Origin of the sequence: Hymenobacter ginkgonis (assembly GCF_009755225.1) — a bacterium.
Lineage (GTDB): Bacteria > Bacteroidota > Bacteroidia > Cytophagales > Hymenobacteraceae > Hymenobacter > Hymenobacter ginkgonis.
Genome location: NZ_WQKZ01000002.1, coordinates 610,980 through 629,523, shown reverse-complemented (window position 1 = coordinate 629,523; position 18,544 = coordinate 610,980). Strand labels below are relative to the sequence as shown.

At 60.1% G+C, this 18,544-nt stretch carries 15 protein-coding genes and 1 pseudogene; 10 read left to right on the top strand and 6 right to left on the bottom strand.

Going from position 1 to position 18,544, the window contains the following annotated elements; translation table 11 throughout:
• Positions 1-29 precede the first annotated feature (29 nt).
• Together GO988_RS08490 and GO988_RS08485 are read left to right on the top strand one after the other, a co-directional pair.
• Positions 30-3,470, top strand: coding sequence for an efflux RND transporter permease subunit (locus tag GO988_RS08490; protein ID WP_157564182.1), 3,441 nt, complete (start codon positions 30-32; stop codon positions 3,468-3,470).
• Between the two features lie 109 nt (positions 3,471-3,579).
• The gene (locus GO988_RS08485) at positions 3,580-3,846 is read left to right on the top strand and encodes an acyl carrier protein (RefSeq protein WP_157564180.1); all 267 of its coding nucleotides are present in this window, start codon (positions 3,580-3,582) and stop codon (positions 3,844-3,846) included.
• Positions 3,847-4,348: 502 nt separating this feature from the next.
• On the opposite strand, the pseudogene GO988_RS24130 reads toward GO988_RS08485, so the two are convergent.
• Positions 4,349-4,447 (bottom strand): annotated as a pseudogene (locus GO988_RS24130) (YkvA family protein); the annotation flags it as partial.
• Between the two features lie 416 nt (positions 4,448-4,863).
• A complete protein-coding gene (locus GO988_RS08475; protein WP_157564175.1) occupies positions 4,864-5,562 on the bottom strand; it encodes a C40 family peptidase in 699 nt (232 codons plus the stop codon).
• A 318-nt stretch (positions 5,563-5,880) separates the two neighbouring features.
• Here GO988_RS08475 and GO988_RS08470 point away from each other — a divergent pair, with 318 nt between their 5' ends.
• Positions 5,881-6,198: a DUF4157 domain-containing protein gene (locus tag GO988_RS08470; protein ID WP_157564173.1), complete on the top strand. Its 318-nt coding sequence runs from the start codon at positions 5,881-5,883 to the stop codon at positions 6,196-6,198.
• Positions 6,199-6,273: 75 nt separating this feature from the next.
• On the opposite strand, the gene GO988_RS08465 is transcribed toward GO988_RS08470, so the two are convergent.
• Complete coding sequence (locus GO988_RS08465; protein WP_157564172.1) at positions 6,274-7,005, bottom strand: SDR family NAD(P)-dependent oxidoreductase; 732 nt, start codon at positions 7,003-7,005, stop codon at positions 6,274-6,276.
• A 144-nt stretch (positions 7,006-7,149) separates the two neighbouring features.
• Between GO988_RS08465 and GO988_RS08460 the strand changes: the two genes are divergently transcribed.
• The 3 genes from GO988_RS08460 to GO988_RS08450 all read left to right on the top strand — a co-directional run bounded on the left by GO988_RS08460 (position 7,150) and on the right by GO988_RS08450 (position 10,305).
• The gene (locus GO988_RS08460; RefSeq protein WP_157564171.1) at positions 7,150-7,887 is read left to right on the top strand and encodes a DUF421 domain-containing protein; all 738 of its coding nucleotides are present in this window, start codon (positions 7,150-7,152) and stop codon (positions 7,885-7,887) included.
• 111 nt (positions 7,888-7,998) lie between these two features.
• Positions 7,999-8,751, top strand: a complete 753-nt coding sequence (locus tag GO988_RS08455) for a hypothetical protein (RefSeq protein WP_157564169.1) — start codon at positions 7,999-8,001, stop codon at positions 8,749-8,751.
• 156 nt (positions 8,752-8,907) lie between these two features.
• The gene (locus tag GO988_RS08450) at positions 8,908-10,305 is read left to right on the top strand and encodes a lysophospholipid acyltransferase family protein (RefSeq protein WP_157564167.1); all 1,398 of its coding nucleotides are present in this window, start codon (positions 8,908-8,910) and stop codon (positions 10,303-10,305) included.
• Here the strand turns inward: GO988_RS08450 and GO988_RS24580 are convergent.
• Positions 10,274-11,929: an FAD-dependent oxidoreductase gene (locus tag GO988_RS24580; RefSeq protein WP_157564164.1), complete on the bottom strand. Its 1,656-nt coding sequence runs from the start codon at positions 11,927-11,929 to the stop codon at positions 10,274-10,276. The two genes, GO988_RS08450 and GO988_RS24580, sit on opposite strands and share 32 nt — an antisense overlap.
• A 6-nt stretch (positions 11,930-11,935) precedes the next feature.
• On the bottom strand, positions 11,936-13,336 hold the full coding sequence (locus GO988_RS08440) for a sensor histidine kinase (protein WP_157564162.1): 1,401 nt from the start codon (positions 13,334-13,336) through the stop codon (positions 11,936-11,938).
• A gap of 110 nt (positions 13,337-13,446) precedes the next feature.
• Between GO988_RS08440 and GO988_RS24575 the strand changes: the two genes are divergently transcribed.
• Together GO988_RS24575 and GO988_RS08430 are read left to right on the top strand one after the other, a co-directional pair.
• A complete protein-coding gene (locus tag GO988_RS24575; protein WP_157564160.1) occupies positions 13,447-14,760 on the top strand; it encodes an AAA family ATPase in 1,314 nt (437 codons plus the stop codon).
• 45 nt (positions 14,761-14,805) lie between these two features.
• Positions 14,806-15,840 carry a 5-methylcytosine restriction system specificity protein McrC gene (locus GO988_RS08430; RefSeq protein WP_157564158.1) on the top strand — a complete coding sequence of 345 codons (1,035 nt, stop codon included), beginning with the start codon at positions 14,806-14,808 and terminating at the stop codon, positions 15,838-15,840.
• Positions 15,841-16,109: 269 nt separating this feature from the next.
• On the opposite strand, the gene GO988_RS08425 is transcribed toward GO988_RS08430, so the two are convergent.
• Positions 16,110-16,391, bottom strand: a complete 282-nt coding sequence (locus tag GO988_RS08425; protein WP_157564156.1) for a hypothetical protein — start codon at positions 16,389-16,391, stop codon at positions 16,110-16,112.
• Between the two features lie 133 nt (positions 16,392-16,524).
• Here GO988_RS08425 and GO988_RS08420 point away from each other — a divergent pair, with 133 nt between their 5' ends.
• Positions 16,525-17,124, top strand: a complete 600-nt coding sequence (locus GO988_RS08420) for an RNA polymerase sigma factor (RefSeq protein ID WP_157564155.1) — start codon at positions 16,525-16,527, stop codon at positions 17,122-17,124.
• A 47-nt stretch (positions 17,125-17,171) separates the two neighbouring features.
• Complete coding sequence (locus tag GO988_RS08415; protein ID WP_157564153.1) at positions 17,172-18,347, top strand: S1C family serine protease; 1,176 nt, start codon at positions 17,172-17,174, stop codon at positions 18,345-18,347.
• Positions 18,348-18,544 lie beyond the last annotated feature (197 nt).

The following is an 18,544-nucleotide window of genomic DNA, read 5'->3' as shown; positions in this document are numbered from 1 at the left end:
TCCTACTCCTCCACTAGCAACACCCTGTTATGCAAGATATTGAAAAGGAGTTTGGGCCCACCAGTTGGTCCATCAATAACAAGACGAGCATCTACATCATCACGCTGCTGCTGACGATTGCGGGCTTGTTTGCCTACGTGAAACTGGGCAAGGAAAAGTTTCCGGACATCGTGATTCCGCGCATCATCGTGGCCACGGTGTACCCCGGCACGTCGCCGACCGACATCGAGAACCTGGTGACGCGCCAGCTCGAAAAGGAAATCAAGAGCGTGAACGGAGTGAAGAAGATTAACTCGACTTCTAACCAGGATTATTGTATTGTAGACGTGGAGTTTAACTCCGGCGTAGACGTGCAGGCCGCCAAGCAGCTCATCAAGGACGCCGTGGATAAAGCGGCTACTGAGCTGCCCAACGACTTGCCCTCGGCTCCACTCGTGAAAGAGGTGAACATCTCGGAGCAGCCGATTATGTACGTCAACCTGAGCGGCAACCTACCCGCCGCGCAGCTCAAAAAGCTCGCCGACGACTTCCAGGACAAGATTGAGGCGCTGCCCGAAATCACCCGCGTAGATATTGTGGGTGCCCTAGAGCAGCAAGTAAACGTGGATGTGGACCTCTACAAGCTGCAAGCTTCGCAGCTGAGCTTCAGCGATATTGAGAATTCTATTGCCCGCGAAAACATCACGGTATCCGGTGGTTCTATCGACGTGGGGGCGCAGAAGCGCGCCGTGCGCGTGGCCGGCCAGTACGTGAATGCCTCGGACATCGCCAACATCCAGATTAAGAACCTGCGTGGCGCGCCGGTGCGCCTCGGCGATATTGCCACGGTGCAGGACGGCTTCAAGGACCGCGAAAGCTACGCCCGCCTCGATGGCCAGTCGGCTGTGACGCTGAACGTGGTGAAGCGCCAAGGCGAGAACCTGCTCGATGCCTCCGACAAGATTCACGACCTCGTGAAGGAGTCGCAGGCTAGCATGCCGAAGGGCTTGAAAATTACGATAACCGGCGACTCGTCGAACGAAACCCGGAATACGCTGAACGACCTCATCAACACCATCATTATTGGTTTCCTGCTGGTGACCTTGATTTTGATGTTCTTCATGGGTACCACCAACGCGCTATTTGTGGGCTTGTCGGTGCCGCTGTCCATGTTCCTGGCGTTCGTGATGCTGCCTACCCTCGGTTTTTCGCTCAACATGATTGTGCTTTTCGCCTTCCTCTTGGCGCTCGGCATTGTGGTGGACGACGCCATTGTGGTAATTGAAAACACCCACCGCCTGCTACACGACCACCCGCACCTGAGCACCACCCAGGCAGCCAAACTAGCAGCTGGTGAAGTATTTGTCCCGGTATTGGCGGGTACGCTCACGACGGTAGCGCCGTTTGTGCCGCTCATGTTCTGGCCGGGCATTGTGGGTAGCTTTATGTTCTACCTGCCGGTTACGCTCATTCTCACGCTGGGCGCCTCGCTCATCGTGGCCTTCATCATGAACCCGGTGTTTGCCGTGAGCTTTATGGAGCGCGAAGAGCACCTCGATAAAGTGGAAACGCCTAAAATGTCGCGCGGCTTCCTCATTGGCATGGGTGTGCTGCTGGCCATTGCGGTGGTGGGCTACCTGGTGGGCTCGACGTTCACGGGCAACTTGTTCGTCACCATTCTGGTGTTGTGTCTGCTTGATAAGTACGTGTTCGTGTACCTGATAGCCGGCTTCCAGCGCAGCCTCCTACCCCGCCTCCAAAACGGCTACGCTCGCCTGGTCGAGCTGGCCGTAACGGGCAGCATCTGGCGGCAGGTAGCCATTATGGGCGGCTTGGTGCTGCTTTTTGTGGGCAGCATTGTGGCCGTGGGCGCTCGCAAGCCTAAGGTAGACTTCTTTCCCAAAGGAGACCCGAAGTTCATTTATACCTACTTGCGCATGCCGGTGGGCACCCGCGTAGAAGTCACCGACTCGGTGACCCGCGAGTTGGAAAAGCGCGTGTACAAAGTCATTGGCCGCACCAACCCCGACGTCGAATCGGTGATTACTAACGTGGCCATTGGCGCCGGCGACCCCACCGAGGCTACGGCCGCCGGTACGTCGCAGTCGCACCTCGGCAAAGTGGGGGTAGCGTTCAAAGAGTTGAGCGAACAGAAAGGCCAAGCAACCCACATCTACATGGACCAGATTCGGGAAGCCGTGAAAGGTATTCCGGGCGCTGAAGTATCGGTAGACCAGGAGGCCAGTGGCCCGCCGCAGGGCAAGGCCGTGGCCATTGAGGTAGCCGGCGACGACTACCCCAAGCTGGCGGCGCTGTCGAAGAAAGTAGAACGCTACATCGATTCGCTCAAGATTGGCGGCATCGAAGACCTGCGCTCCGACTTGCAGGACCGCAACCCCGAAATCGGCGTCAACATCAACCGGACCCGCGCCAACCGCGAGGGCATTAGCACCGCCCAAATTGGTTCGGAAGTGCGCACTGCCATCTACGGCTTCGAGGCCAGCAAATTCAAGACCCCGGATGATGAATACCCCATTCAGGTGCGCTACGCCAAGCCTTATCGCGATAACGTGAACGCCATCGTGAATGCCCCGCTCACCTTCCGCGATGCGACGGGTGCCGTGCGCCAAGTGCCGATTTCGTCAGTAGCCGATGTAAACTACGGCACCACCTACGGCGGCATCAAGCGCAAAGACACCCACCGCCTCATCACCATCTCGTCGAACGTGCTCAACGGCTTCACCGGCCCCGATGTAGTGGCCAAGGTCCAGCAGTCGCTAAAGTCCTTCCCTACCCCCCCCGGCTACGTGGTGCGGATGGGCGGCGCCCAGGAAGACCAGAAGGAAACCAGCGACTTCCTCGGCGTAGCCGCCGTGGGGGCCATCGCCCTCATCTTCTTGGTACTCGTAACGCAGTTTAACTCGGTGAGCAAGCCGCTCATCATCCTTACCGAGGTTATTTTCTCCATCATCGGCGTGATGCTCGGCCTGGCCATTACAGGCATGAACATCTCCATCGTGATGACGGGGGTAGGCATCATTGCCCTGGCCGGTATCGTGGTGAAAAACGGTATTCTGCTGGTTGAATTCACCGACATGCTGCGCTCGCAGGGCATGAACCTGCACGACGCCCTCGTGCTGGCCGGCCGCACTCGCCTCAACCCGGTTATTCTCACGGCCACGGCCGCCATTCTGGGCTTGATTCCGCTGGCCATTGGCCTGAATATCAACTTCTACGAGCTCTTCAACTCAGGCCACGGCCACTTCTACTTGGGTGGCGAGTCGGTCGTGTTCTGGGGCCCGCTAGCCTGGACAATAATTTTTGGGTTGTCGTTTGCAACCCTTGTGACCCTTTTGGTAGTCCCCGTCATGTACCTGCTCAATGAGAAGATACAAGCTGCCTTCACCGGCCGCGACGTGAACAGCCCGCCCCCCGCCGTCCCCGTGGATGAAGAGGAGTTGGAAGCTGCTACCCCCCCGGTGTTGGCCTAGTGCAGTAGCTCATTCGTCGGTTTCTAGTGGCTATTCAGCCAGTAGCCGCAAGAAACCGACGAAGCGCTGCGTTACCTCGCCACCTATTAACCTTTCGTTTTTTGCAAAAATGTTTACTACCGTTTCTACTACCGCCCCTACTAAAGCTATCGAGCGTCAGGTGTTGCATATTATTAGCAAGCGCAAGGCTATCAAGACGGTGCGCCTGCGCCGCACCGCCAGCCTGAGCCGCGACCTGCGCTTTGACACCGTCGATTTGGTCGATATCATCTTGGAACTGGAACGCAACTTCCACATCACCGTGCCCGATGAAGTACCCTTCTATACGGTGGGCGACTTCGTGCGCTACGTAACGGCCCATGCCGCTGCCGCCTAGTAAACAAGCAACAAGCCCTCAAAAAAGCCCTGACTTCGTGTTGAAGTCAGGGCTTTTTTGAGGGCTTGTTGCTTGTTCGCGATTAGCGCACGTTGCCACCCGCATCGTTGTGCTGGCCGACGTTGCCATCGCGGGAGCCATCGCTCACGTTGGCTACGTCGTCGGTGCTTTTTTGGGGGGTAGGCAGCGGGCCATCGGGGCCCACATCGTGGATGGGCGCGGTAGTGCTGGACGTGGGTGAGCCCAGGCCCGCATCGGTAGCCGACTGGTGGGTACCGGCCGGAGCCTCAGGGTAGGCGGTAGTACCGGCGTTTTTGGCCGATTGGTTGGTTGAGCTGGCCGAGCGAGTTTCCCAAGGCTCGTAGCCCACAGGCTTCGGCTTGGTAACCTCTGAGGCGCCAGTTTTAGTCAGTTCCTCGTCCGAAACCAGGGTAGCAGCTTTAGCTTCCTCCCACTCGTGAAACTTGTCTAGCTCGTGCTTGATGGACGTGGAGAACCAAGCCACCAGCGCCATATCATCCAGCAAGCCAATTACTGGGATAAAGTCGGGAATCAAGTCAATTGGCGACAAGAAGTAGATGAGCACGGCTACGGCAGCAGCCACCGTAGTGCCCGGCACGCCCGTGTACTCACCCGAAGCACTCATCTTGATGAGGCGGAACAGGCTTTGCAGCGTTTCCCAGGCTTCGTGGGCCAGGGCACCGAGTTCTTTTTTCTCGCGCGCTTTATTAAAAGCATCAACCAGCAGCTTTTTGAGGCGGGTAGGCTGTTTGATGTACCCTTCGGCGGCGGCCAGAAATTTCTTGAAAATAGCCGAACCGGCGATGTCATTGCCGGAAGGCGGAGGAGAATTGTACGTAGCCATGCGAAGAAAGGGAGAAAGAAACAGGCAGCGGGGCCGTTAGGCCTTAGTACTGCATTCGCCGCCTTAGAGTTTATCCAGCCACAAAAAAAGCGGCCCCTGGCGATATTACCAGGGGCCGCTCCTAAAAAAGCTGGGGTAGTACTACCCGTATATTATTCGGGGCGGGCGCTGGCAGCGGCCGACAGCAGCTCGGCGGTTTCGGCGGGGGTAGCGTCTTCGGCTAGTTTTTCGGCGCCGGCCACGCGGCCCGCGGCGTAGAAATTGTGGTGGTAATAGGGCTGGTTGAGCGAGCTTACCATGACGCCACCATTGCAGGCGGCGTGGGCAAACTTGCCGTCCTTCAAATAAATGCCTACGTGGTAGATGGCGCCTTTACCATGGCGAAAGAACACCAAGTCGCCAGCCTTCATGTCGGTTTTGGCTACGCGCTGCACCGAGCTGAACATCGAGCGTGAGCTGCGCTGCAACGTGATGCCGTACACCTTGTGGAACACCTGCGACACGAAGCCCGAGCAATCGGTGCCGCGGCGCGAGTTGGAGCCGTAGCTATAAGGAGTACCTATCCAGTCAGTTATGGTCTGGAGCAGGCTCTTGTTCTCGGTATGGGCCAGCTGGAGGCCCAGCGTCTGGTTGTAGTAGCCATAAGCCAGCGAGTCGCGCGAGGCCGTTACCGCTGGGGCTTCGGTGAGGGTAGGCGTATCGCCGGCGCCCGTGAGGCCCGCAAGCAAAGATGCCTCGGCAACTGCCGGGGCCGAAGCACCAGCCGGAGCCGAAGCAGCGGGCATTTTTTCAAAGCAGAAGGAGAGCGCCAGGGAGGCAGCGGCGAGGCAACACAGCAGGGTATTCTTCATTGTCCGTCGTTGGGGGTGGGCACCGGCCAGCGCCCTAAAGCTGGCTAACCGGGTAAAAAAATGGCGTAAAGTGTTGCGCTAGGCAGGGCTGCAAAAGCAGCTAGGATTAGGGTTGAATGAATAGCTGTACACAACCTTTTTGCCAATTGCATGCGAGTAGTGGACGACCAAAGCTAAGCATTAAAAAATCATACCGCCTAGCTTTTTATAGAAAAAGCTCAATAATTAGCAATAAAATACCATAAAACAGCAAAATAAACTTTGTTAGTCTGCAACCATCCCCTATTTCCTCTCGTAGCTACGCCCGAATTTTATACAATGACCCCACCTCGCACTTTCGTCAATTCGCCCCTGGCCCGCATTGCCCGGCTAGTTCTCAACAAGGCACCCCGCGTGGCAATGGTATTGGGCCAAACTGTGCACCTAAGCGGTGCCACCCGCGAGGAATTTTTGGCCGACCCCGAGTGGGTAGCGCACGAAGAGGTGCACCTACGCCAGGTGCGCGACCTAGGGCTACTTCGCTTCCTGTGGGAATACCTGCTCGAATCGAAGCGGGTCGGTTACTACCAGAATAAATTTGAGGTAGAGGCGCGCGAAGGAGCCCGGCTCTTTATGCAGCGCCGCCGCGGGCCATAAACCAAGTAAAAGAACAAGGCCTAGCTGCTCAGCAACTAGGCCTTGTTCTTGCTTGTAGGCAACTACTTAACTTATCTACAACTGCGCCAGGCGCCCACCGTCTACGGCCAGGGTAGAGCCGTTGATGAAGCTGGCCTCCTCGGAAGCCAGGAAGCAGATGGCCGCTGCCAACTCGTCGGGGGTACCAATTTGACCGGTGATTTTCTCGGTGCCATTCACCACATTGGGGTTGCTGCGCAGCATGGGCGTTTCGACGGCGCCTGGCGCCACGGCATTAATGCGCGCTTGGGTGTAGGGCACTTCGAGGCTGAGGCCGCGCACGAAAGCTTCGAGGCCGCCTTTACTAGTAGCGTAGGGCGCCACGTTGGGAGTGCTTTGGAAGGCGTGCACCGAGCTAACGGCCACCACGGCGCCACCCTGCATATGCGGCACGCAAAGTTGACAGAGGCGAAACAGCGCCCGCAAGTTCACATTCATCACCAAGTCCCAGTCGGTGGGGTCGAGCTCCAGAATGGGGGTAAACGTCATCATGGCCGCATCGTTGATGAGCACGTCGATGCGCTGGAAGCGAGCCAGCGTTTGTTCCACCGCGTGTACTAAGTCGGCATCGCGGCCCACATCGGTTTTGATAAACAGCGCTTCGCTACCCCCCGCTTTTATCTCAGCCTCCACGGCGTGCCCCGCTTTTACTTCGCGGCCCAGGCAAACGACGGTGCCCCCTTCGCGGCCCAGCCGCACTGCTGTGGCCCGGCCAATACCGGAGGTTGCCCCCGTCACGAGGCATATTTTGTTTTGAAAGCGAAACATACAATTAGCCAATAAAGACGAGGTTTAGCCGAGAGAACGAGATAAAGGGGCCGTTGTTTATGATAAATTGCTAATAAGCCGCTTTTTGGCTGATAATTGCCCAGCGAGTAGCCCTTGGCGATAACTGGACCGTATGAAGCAGCTATGACTCTCGCCTACCTGGCCCTGCTGGCCGCCGATATTATGCCCTTCGACTGGCAACGCCTGTGGCTATCGACCGAGATGCCCGCCAGTTTCATGTTCGAAATCGCCTTCCGGTGTATCGTCATGTTTCTGCTCACCATTGCGGCGCTGCGCATTTCGGGCAAGCGCGGGGTGCGGCAGCTTTCACTCTTCGAATTTGCGCTGATACTGGTGCTGGGGTCGGCGGCCGGCGATGCGACCATCTACCACGACACGCCGCTGCTACACGCCGTGGTAGTATTTGTGGTGATTATTGCGCTCTACGTCTTATTTAACTACTTGACTGACAAATACCCGCGCATCGAGCGGATGCTGGAAGGAGAATCTGAGCTCATCATCATAGAAGGCGAAATAGACTTGCCGGCCTTCACCAAATCGAGCCTCACGGGGCAGGAGCTTTGTGGGCAGCTACGGCAGCTGCAAGTAGAGCATTTGGGGCAGGTACGACGCCTCTACATAGAAGCTACCGGGGAGATTAGCGTTTTCTTTTTCGAGCCGAAACACGAGCGGCCCGGCCTTCCCATCTGGCCCGAACTGTACCTAGCCCCGCTCTACCAGCTGCCCGCGGCTGGTGCCTATGCCTGCCACGCCTGCGCCACTGTGCGCGAGTTGCCCGCGGGCCCTACCCCCGCCCATTGCCCGCGCTGCCACCAAGCCAATGGCTGGCTGCCCGTATGTGCCACGCCCCGTGTGGCCTAGCGTCGAGCTGGCACTAAGCAGGCGCAACCTACTGGCTTCAAATTACGAATACCTCCTACCACAGCCATTTTAGTGGCTGCTTCTCGTTCTTTCCTCCTATCCTCTTAGCTCATGGAACCTACCTCCTCGCAACCGTTTGGCGGCACAACTGGCTCAGCCAGCAACCCCTACTCGGCTTCTCATTCGGATACTCCTTCGTCAGGCGAAAGCCAGTTCTCGACCACGGCGGCCCACGCCACTGGCAGCAGCCCCTACCCCACCGATAGCGCGGCACCAACCGCCAGCGGCGTACAAGGCACCCTAAACGATGCCCTGGCCAGCGGCAAAAAATGGCTCAACGATTCAGGCATTGCCGATAAGGCCCAGCAACTCCCCAAGTCGGCCAAAGAGCTAGGTAACAAAGCTTTGACCAGCGTTAGTGGCCTGACAACTACCCAGAAAGCGGTGGGCGTAGGCCTGCTGGCCGCCGGGGTAGCCTTCCTGCTTACGCGGGGTGGCAAAGACAAGTCGGATGATGGCGACTACCGCCGTCGCCCGCGTCGCTCGCCCTTCGACCACCAGCACAGCACCAAAGATGGCGATGGCTACTACGACCGCAAGGGCCAGCGCCCCTGGGGTGCGTCGCGCTACGGCGCCGGCCCTGGCCCCAGCGGCAAAGCCCGCGTAAACTCGGGCAGCGGCTACACATCGACTCCGTCGACCTCGCACAGCGCTGATTTTGGTCGCCCCTCGTCGGAGCGAAGTGATTCGCACGGCGGTGGGCATCGGCGCGACCAAGGCCCTGCAACTGGCAGCAAGTACGATTCGCATAAGTCGGGGGGCCAAAACCCGAACAACCTCGACGACTTGAACAGCGCATTTTAGCTTCTTAACAAACGAGCTATTGTAACTTTAAGCTCCTGACTATATTGCTTTTATAGCTTAGTCTCTCAGCTTATAAATTTCAATTTCTCTTTTCTGATTCCTTTAAAGGGCCGGCCGCACTAGCAGCCGGCCCTTTTTGCGTAAACTTGCCGGCCTATGCTCTTCTACACCGTCATGAAGCCCGTGGTACGCTTGGGGCTGCGCGTGTTTTTTCGGCGCCTCGAAGTGCGCCACCCCGAGCGCCTACGCCTACCCGGCCCGCTCATGCTATGTAGCAACCACCCCAATACCCTCATGGACCCGCTCGTGACGGCGGTGCAGCGCCACCAGCCCATCGCGTTTTTGGCGAAGAGCACTTTTTTTAAAAATCCACTACTAGGCGCCATCATGCGCTCGGGCAACTGCATCCCTATCTACCGGCGGCAAGATGCGGGCAGCGGCGATGGCGCCCTAAGTGCCCAGCAGCTGGCGGCCAGCAACGAGGCTAGTTTCGGCCGCTGCTACGACTACCTAGGGCACGGCGGCACCGTCATGATTTTTCCGGAAGGCACCAGCGTGAGCGAGCGCCGCTTGCGGCCCCTCAAAACCGGGGCCGCTCGCATTGCGCTGGGCGCCGAGGCGCGCCACGACTTTAAGCTGGGCCTGAAGCTGGTGTGCGTGGGCACTAACTATTTCGACCCGACCCGCTTCCGCTCCGATGTGTTGCTGAACGTGGCTCCGCCCATCCGCATTGCTGACTACGCCGACCGCTACCACCAAGACCCTGAAGCCGCCGCCGACGAGCTGACCGAAGAAATCCACCAGCGCCTGAGCCGCCGCCTCGTCATCAGCCGCGATGCGGAGGACGACCAGCTGGCGCAGCAAGTAGAGCGCACGTTTGGCGACCACCTCAACCCCGACGACGACCCCAATACGCTTTACGACAACTTTCAGCTCAGCCGTACTTTGCTCGATGCCGTGGCGTGGTTTGAGCAAAACGGCCCCAGCCGCTTGGCTGCCCTGCGCGCCGCGCTGGCCACGTACCTAACCAGCCTAGAGCACCATCGCCTCGACGACGATGCCCTCGACCAGAGCCGACGCCCCGGCACCCGCTTGGCCGACTACCTGAACTTGCTGCTTGGGTTTCCGGTGTGGCTTTATGGCTTGGTTACCAACTATGTGCCTTATAAAATTCCGGCTGAAGTAGCCTACCGAGCCACCAAGGAAACCGAGTTTATTGCGGCCATTATGCTCGGCGTAGGCATGGCAACCTTCCCCTTAGCCTATGCCCTGGAAGCCGCCGCCGTACAGCACTGGGCCCACGATTGGCGGCTCACGACGCTGTTCGTTGTGAGCCTGCCGCTGGCCGGCTTCTACGCCCTCGGCTACTGGCAAAGCCTGAGTGCCCGCCTGCTGCGGCTGCGCGCCCGGCGCCTACCCCCCGCCGCAGCGGCCACCCTGCACGCGCAGCGCACCACCGTGCTGCAGCTGCTAGACGAGGCCCGCGCCGCCTACCTAAGCAAGCAGGGGGTAGGGCCCGCCCCTATTCATCCAGGTACTGGTGCACAAATTTGATGGCCATGCTGCCCTCGCCTACCGCCGAGGCTACGCGGGCCATGGCGCCCGCCCGGCCATCGCCGGCGGCAAATAGGCCGGGTACGCAGGTTTCGAGCAGGTAGGGCTCGCGCTCTTTTTTCCAAGATTCTTTGTAGCGCGGGTCGGCCACGAGGTCGCGGCCGGTGAGCAGGTAGCCCTTGGGGTCGCAGATGGCGAGGTTGCAAATCCACTCGGTGCTGGGTTTGGCCCCAATGAAAATGAACAGCGCCCGCGCCGGCTGCTTTTCGGGCGCGCGGCCTTCTTGCTGAATCACCACGGCTTCGAGCGAGTGCTTGCCACAAGCTTCGCGCACTTGGGTGCGGGGCAGAATCTGGATGTTGGGCGTTTGGCTAATTTGCTCAATCAGGTAGGCCGACATGCTGGCGGCCAGGTTATCGCCGCGAATAATGATGAATACCTGCGAGGCATACGTAGACAGATACATAGCCGCTTGCCCGGCCGAATTGCCACCGCCCACGATGTACACCGGCTGGTTGCTACAGCTGCGAGCCTCGGTGCGGGCCGCGCCGTAGTACACGCCCGCCCCGCTCAGGCGGTCGAGGCCCGGCGCGTCGAGCGTACGGTAGCTTACACCGGTAGTCAGCACCACGGCGCGGGCACGTATCTCTGATTTATCACTCAAGGTCAGCACCTTATACCCGTCTTGCACGCAGAGGTCGATAACTTCTTCGGGGGCCATAAACTCGGCGCCGAGGCGGGTGGCCTGGCTCCAGGCGCGGTGCGCCAGTTCGGCCCCGCTCAGGCCAGTCGGGAAGCCAAGGTAGTTCTCGATGCGCGACGACGAGCCCGCCTGGCCGCCGGGCGTCTGCTTCTCAATAATGAGTGTTTTCAACCCTTCCGACGCGCCGTACACGGCTGCCGCGAGGCCGGCCGGCCCCGCGCCAATCACCACCACGTCGTACAACTCTTGCTTGGCTTCTACCAGCAAACCCAGGTGGCGGCCCAGCACCTGCTTATCAGGTTTGGCCAGGGCCTGGCCATCGGCGCATACCACCACGGGCAGGTCGGCGGCCGTAAAGCCGTTGGCCGCTACCAAGGGAGCTGCATCGGCATCTTTTTCAAAGTCAAGCCATTGGTAGCCCACCATGTAGCCGCTCAAAAAATCTTTGAGCTCGTGCGACAGCGGCGACCACTGAAATCCTACCAGCCGAATGCCATCAAACTGCGGCCGGTACACCTCCTGCCAGCGGTCGAGCAAATCGTGCAGGGTAGGGTACAGCAACTGCTCGGGCGGGTCCCAGGGCTTGAGCAAATAGTAGTCGAGCTGCGCCGAATTGATGGCCCGAATGGCGGCCGACGTATCGGCGTAAGCCGTGAGCAACACGCGCTTAGCCTGCGGAAAGAGGGCGCGCGCGTGCGTCAGCACCTCTACCCCCTCCACGTCGGGCATGCGCTGGTCGGCCAGCACCAGGGCCAGGGGCTCGGTGCGGGCCTGCAATTCGTCGAGGGTCGTCAGGGCTTCCGGCCCGGAGCCCACGCTCAGGATGCGGTAGTCTTTGCGAAACTCCTGGCGCAGGTCGCGGGTGATGGCGGCCAGCACCTGGGCATCGTCGTCAACGCAGAGGATAATGGGTTTTTTCATAGCTAGTTAGGTAGTAGCAGGCAGCCAAACCGAAAATACGGTGTGGCCGGGTTCAGACTGGGCTTCGAGGCGGCCGCCGTGCTCCTGCACAATGCGCCGGGCAATGTCGAGGCCCAGGCCGCTGCCCTCGCCAGCCGGTTTAGTCGTGTAAAAGGGTTCGAACATGTGGGCCAATACATCGGGCAAGATGCCGGCGCCGTTGTCGATAATGCTGACGCAGACGCCGTCGAGTTGTTTTTCGGTGTGCACTGTTAGCGCGCCATCGGCGGGGGGCAGGGCATCCAAGGCATTGTCAATCAAGTTAGTCCAAACTTGATTTAAACTACTCACTTTGCCCAGCACGGCCGGCAGGTCGGGGGCATACTCGCGCACCAGGCGCACATTTTTTTCGCGCAGGGCGTGGGCGAAAATATTGAGTGTGCTATCGAGGCCATCGGCTACGGACAGGCGCTCGCGGCCGCTGTCGCGGTCCATGTGCGAGTACGTTTTCACGTTGCCCACCAGCGTGCTAATGCGTTGGCCTGCTTCGTACACGTCGTTGGTAAGGCGCAGAGCTGCCGAGTAGCTTTCGAGCCAAGCCAGCGCCGGCGGGCGGGAGACGGGGGGTAGGGCAGCAATGAGCGGCGTCAGCTTTTCAATAGACAAGCCTGCTTCGAGCAGGCCGGCGGCCAAGTCGTAGCCATCGGGCACATCCTGGGTTTCTAGCCAATCGGCCAGCGCCTCCTCTTGGTCGGCGCGGGCCAGGGCCGAGCGGGGGGGTAGGGCTTCGGGCGGGGCAGCCGCCAGGGCTTTCATAATACCTATTGCCTCAGAAGGAGGCTTAGTAAATATCAAGTTTTTAAGCAGTTGCGGGCTATTCAATAAATGGTTTCTCAGGGCCGAGGCGGCGCGCACAATGGCGGCGGCCGGGTTGTTGAGCTCGTGCGAGAGGCCGGCCGACAGCTTGCCCAGGGCCCGCAGTTTGTCGTCGCGCTCTTGGGTGCGCACCTCCTCGCGCACGCGGTCGCTCATCACGCCTACCAGCCGCTGCACCAGTTCGGGGCTGGTTTGCTCTAGGGCCGAAAACTGGCTGCGCGGCAAGAAAAATAGCGTGGTGTCGCCCACGGCCACGCTCTCGCCCCGAAAAGTTTGGAGCCGCGAATACGGCAGCACGCCGGTCACACTGCCTGCTTCGACGCGAAAAATGGCCTCGCGCTGGCCGTTGGCTTTGTTGAAATATTGCACGCCGCCCGCCACCACCGCCAGCATTCTATCGGCGGGCGAGCCGGCGGTCACGATGGTTTCGCCCGGGTCGTAGCGGCACAGCTCGCCGTGCGCGGCCAGCCAGGCGAGCACTTCGGCCGGTAGGTTTTGAAAGGCCGTGATGGTGGTGAGCGCGGCGGGGTCGGAGGGAAGTTGCTGAGCCATAGTAATAAGATACCGAATAAGCAGCCAAGCTAGCGGGGGCAAAGAAAGAAACCAAGCCAAAATTACCCGCAACCCGCACCAGGGCCCGCCAGTACGTGTTCTTTTGCACCGTGACCGCCCCCACTCCTGCCCCTCCTACCCCCGCTTCGCCGCCCGTGCTCACCCGCGAGCAAGTGCTGCGGGCCCTGCGCCTCGTGGAGCGCGAAGGCCGCCGCCTGCCCCCGAGCACCGTGTACGAACTGCTGTACCGGGGCCGGCGCTACCCGCCTCGCCCGGTGGCCGAGCTGGCCTACCGCCTCGCCACTGCCGATGCCCAGGCGCGCTGGCCCTACGCAGCGGGCCACCCCACCAATGCCCTGCTCGAAGCCCTGGATTTTACCATTGTGGCCAAGCGCCCTATTCTGGCGGCCGGCTCGGCCCACGACCAAAGCCAGGCCGCCGAGCAGCAAGCCGAAGACCTGTACACTGGCCGCCCTACCCCCACCCGCTCCGCCGAGGGCGGCGCCTCAACCGTGGCCGAACCCGCCGCCCCCTACGCCGGCCCGCCGCCCAACTACAATCTGCCAGATGCGCTGCAAGAAGTATTTAGCAGCGCCGACGAGCTAGAAGCCGCTTTGGCGGGCTTGCGCCGCCGCCGCGCGCTGCTGCTGCAAGGCCCGCCCGGCACCGGCAAAACCTACTTGGCCCGCCGCTTGGCTTGGCTGCTACTCGGCGCCCAAGACGATGGCCGCATCGAGCTGGTGCAGTTTCACCCCAGCTACGGCTACGAGGATTTTGTGCTGGGTTTCCGGCCGGGGCCCAAGGGGCAGTTTCAGCTGGTGCCGGGGGTGCTGCCGCTGCTGTGCCAGCGAGCCGCCCAAGACCCCGAACGGTTTTATTTTCTGCTTATTGACGAGCTGAACCGCGGCAACGTGGCCCGCATTTTTGGCGAATTATTGGTGCTGCTTGAGCCCGACAAACGCGGGCCCGCCCACGCCCTGCGCCTGCCCTACGCCCCGCCCGAAGCGCCGCGGTTTTATGTGCCCGCCAACGTGTATGTCATCGGCACGCTCAACTTGGCCGACCGCTCGCTGGCGCCGCTCGATTATGCGCTGCGCCGCCGCTTTGCCTTCGTGGCCCTGCGGCCGCAGTTTGGCCCGCCGCTGCAAGCTTTGTTAGCAGCCGCCGAAGTGCCCGCCTCCCTTATCGAAGTGGTGGCCGAACGCATGGCGGCGCTCAACCAAGTTATCGCCGCCGACCCCGAGTTGGGGCCCGACTTTGAGGTGGGCCATAGTTATTTCTGCGCGCCCCCTACCCCCCCGGCCGACGCCAAGGAGTGGCTGCGGCTGATTTTTGAGCAGGAAATCGGCCCGCTGCTGGCCGATTATTGGCGCGAGCAGCCCGACAAAGCCGCCGCCCAGCTGCGTAAGCTGTTGAATTTCTAGCGCAAATTTTGGGATTCCTAGTTCGCTATTTCCATTTTTTATAGCTTGATTCCGCTCGCTACCCTCTACTATTTGCTGTGCTATGCCTGGCAGCGCTTGCCCGAGCCCGCCGTGCTGCAAGCCACCGAGGCCGCGCCATTTCACCGCCCGCTCGAGCTGCTGGCCCAGATGCTGCTGCACGCGGCCCGCCAGCTGTTGCGCACCGGCCTCCCCCTCGCCTTTATTACTACCCAGCAGGAAAGCAACGAGTTGCGCGGCCGCATCGAGCTGGCGCCTACCCTCGGCCGGGGGCTGCTGCCCCAGGGCCGCGCCGTGTGCAGTTTCGACGAGCTAAGCCCCGACCGGCCGCTGCACCAACTGCTAGCGGGCACGCTGGCGGCGCTGGCGCCCCACCGCGGCCTACCCGCTGCCCTGCGCCGCGAGGTGAGCCAGCTGCGCCGGCGGCTACCGGCGGCAGTGCAGCCATTGGAACCCACGGCCGGCATTTTTGCCACGTTGCGGCGCCAACGACTGGCAACAGCCGAAGTTTTTTTGCTGCACATCTGCGAGCTGATTTACCAGACTTCCCTACCCGCCCCGGCCGCGGGTAGCCGTGGGCGCTTCACCGATTTTCGGCGCGATGAGGCGCTCATGGCGCGCATTTTTGAGCAGGCTGTGCGCAATTTCTATCGCCGCGAGCAGCGTCAGTACCGCGTGTTTACCGAAACCATTACCTGGCAAGCCGAAGCAACGCCCGCCGACCTGGCGCTGCTCCCCACCATGCTCACCGACACTACGCTCGACAGCCCCGCGCGCAAAATTATTCTCGACACCAAGTACTACGCTGCTGCACTGCGCTCGCGCTACGACCAGCCGCGCCTCATTGCGCCGCACCTCTACCAGCTTTATGCCTACTTGCAAAACGTGCGCCCTACCCCCGGCCAAGCGCTCGAAGGCATCTTGCTGTACCCCGCCACTACGGCCGCCGTCGATGTGCGCTACACGCTGGGCGGCCACCCCGTGCGCATCGTCACGCTCGATTTACACCAACCTTGGCCCGGCATTGCGGCCGACTTGCTGACGTTAATTAACGAAGTATAAATGCGTTGCTCATCCCCTTCATTTATCCTTGCGAGCTGTGAAGTACTTTTTTTCTACTCGGTTGGCAGCCGCTTGCAGCCGACCAGGAAAGGGTTATTTCGCAGGCTCGCTAGGAAAATAGCTTTTTAAAACGCGCTTGGATTCTAGCCAAACACGCTCATTGAATAAGGGAACGAGGAACGAGCTTTTAGACGCAAAAAAGGCCCGCACATTGCTGCGCGGGCCTTTTTAAAAGGTAAGAATCACTGCCGGGCTAGGCCCAGCCGTAATTACTTCTTCTCTTCGGTCGTGGTGGTCGAAGTGCCGGTCGTGGTGGTCGAGCCAGCAGCAGGAGCCATAGCGCCGTCGGTGGTGGTAGCGCCAGCAGCAGGAGCAGCAGTAGCGTCAGCAGCAGGAGCCGTGGTGGTAGCCGACGAATCGGTGCTCATGGTCGAAGACGACTCAGTGGTAGCAGGAGTCGTGGTGGTGGTTTCGCTAGTAGCGGTTTTCGACTCGCACGAAGTCAGGGCAACAGCAAGGAAAAGGGCCGATACTTTCAGGAGGTTGTTCATTTGACGTAAATTTGAAAGGGGTAAGAAGAAAATCTGCCCTTAATGCGGCAATCGCTACCAGGTAACCCAAGAAAAGAAAAAAAATTTAAGTGGGTTACAAAAGCCCGGTTTGAGCATTAACCACCAGAAGCAAATGAACACGGACAGCACCACGGCGGCGCTGGCGGCCGACGCCCAGCTTATCCAGGCCATCCGGGCCGGCGACGAGCGGGCCCTCAGCCAGCTCTACCGCCTGCACTGGCCCATGGTGTCGCACTTCGTGCTGCAAAACAGCGGTTCCGAAGACGACGCCCGGGATGTATACCAGGAAGGCGTAATGGTTTTTTATGAGAAGGTGCGCGAAGGCTCTTTGGAGCTGAGCTGCCAAATCAAAACCTACCTCTACGCCGTATGCCGCCGCCTGTGGCTCAAGCGCCTCACCACCAAGAGCCGGCTGCACGGTGTGCGCCTGCTCGACGAGGAAGAGTACGGCCCCTACCTCAACACCGGAGCCGAGGAAGACTTGCAGGAAGCCGAAGAGCGCGACCGACGCTTTGCCACCATGAGCGAGGCGCTTACCCACCTGGGCGAGCCCTGCCGCTCGCTGCTCGAAGGCTTTTACCTGCTCGAAAAATCGATGCTTGACCTTACGGCGGAACACGGCTACACCAACGCCGACACCGCTAAAACCCAGAAATACAAGTGCCTAACGCGCCTGAAAAAGTTGTTTTTTGCTAGTTATAAAGAAGCTTAACGTATTCTGCTCGGCTGCCTTACCGCCGCCGGGAGAATAAACATGAAATGCAAACCGAAGCCGACTACTACGCTCTTTTCGAAGCCTACCAGCGTGGCGAGCTGGCAGCGGGCGCGCGGGCTAACCTAGAGGCTCGCCTGGGTGCCGAGCCGCGCCTACAACAGCTCTACGCCGAGTTTGGCGAACTCACCGGCACGCTGGCCGCCTATGGCGAACGCCGCCGCACTCGCCAAACGATTGCCGACCTGCATACCGCTATGCTGGCCGCGGAGGCTACCCCCGTGTTTGAAGAGAAGCAGGCAGGCGGCCTTTCGTACAGTGTAAACCCGCGCCTCAGCCTCTCGCGCACCGAGCAGAAGCTGCGCGAGTTTTGGAGCGGGCACCGCGCCACGGTGGGCGTGGCCGCTTCGGTGGCTATTCTGGCCGTGTTCAGCACGCTGCTGGGCCTAGAGTGGTGGCGCGCCGCCAAAACCCAGCCTTCGCTATATGGCTACACGGTGCTGCGCCGCGAGGTAGAGCGCATCAAGCAAAACCAGCAGGCGCTGCGGCGCTCCATCAACAGCTCGGCGTCGATTAGTGCTGCTGGGCCCGTTAACAACGGCAAGTTCAGCGGCACTGGCTTTGCCCTTACTGCTGAGGGTTACATCGTTACGAGCTCGCACGTTATTCAAGGTGCTGACTCGCTGCTGATTGAAGGCCGCGACCACCAGCGCTACCACGCCGAAACGGTGTATTCCGACGTGAAGCACGACTTAGCCATTCTGCGCATCAAGGACCGCAAGTTTAGCGGTTTTGGCCGCCTACCCTACACTTTTAAGGGTGGCCAGGCTGACCTCGGCGAGCGCGTTTACACGCTAGGCTACCCCCGCGAAGACGTGGTGTACGGCGAGGGCGCCCTGAGCTCGCGCTCGGGTTTCAACGGCGACACGGCCTTCTATCAAGTAAGTATTCCGGTGAACCCTGGCAACTCGGGTGGCCCGCTGCTCGATGGCCAGGGCAACCTGATTGGGGTGGTGAGTGGCCGCCAAGACGATGCGCAGAGCGCGGCCTTTGCCACCAAATCCTCGTACCTCATGCGCCTGGTCGATTCGCTCAAGAACCGGCAGCCCGCCCAGCCTTACCACTTGCCCCGCGCCAACCAGCTAGCTGGCGCCGCCCGCTCGCAGCAAGTAAAGCGCCTGCAAGACTTCGTATTTGTAGTGAAAGTGTACGAGCAAGACTAATCTTGTTTTCTGCCGAAGGAGAAAGCCTCGCCAACTGGCGAGGCTTTTTTGTGCGCTACCCGGGGCTTGTGAAGTGCACTCAACAGCATGTCATGCTGACGAAGGAAGCCTCTCTACTGCTTCCTCTGCTCCGCTCATTGAAGTGGCTAACATGCTTCCTTCGTTAGCATGACGTTCTTTGTGGCGAGCTTCCTAAA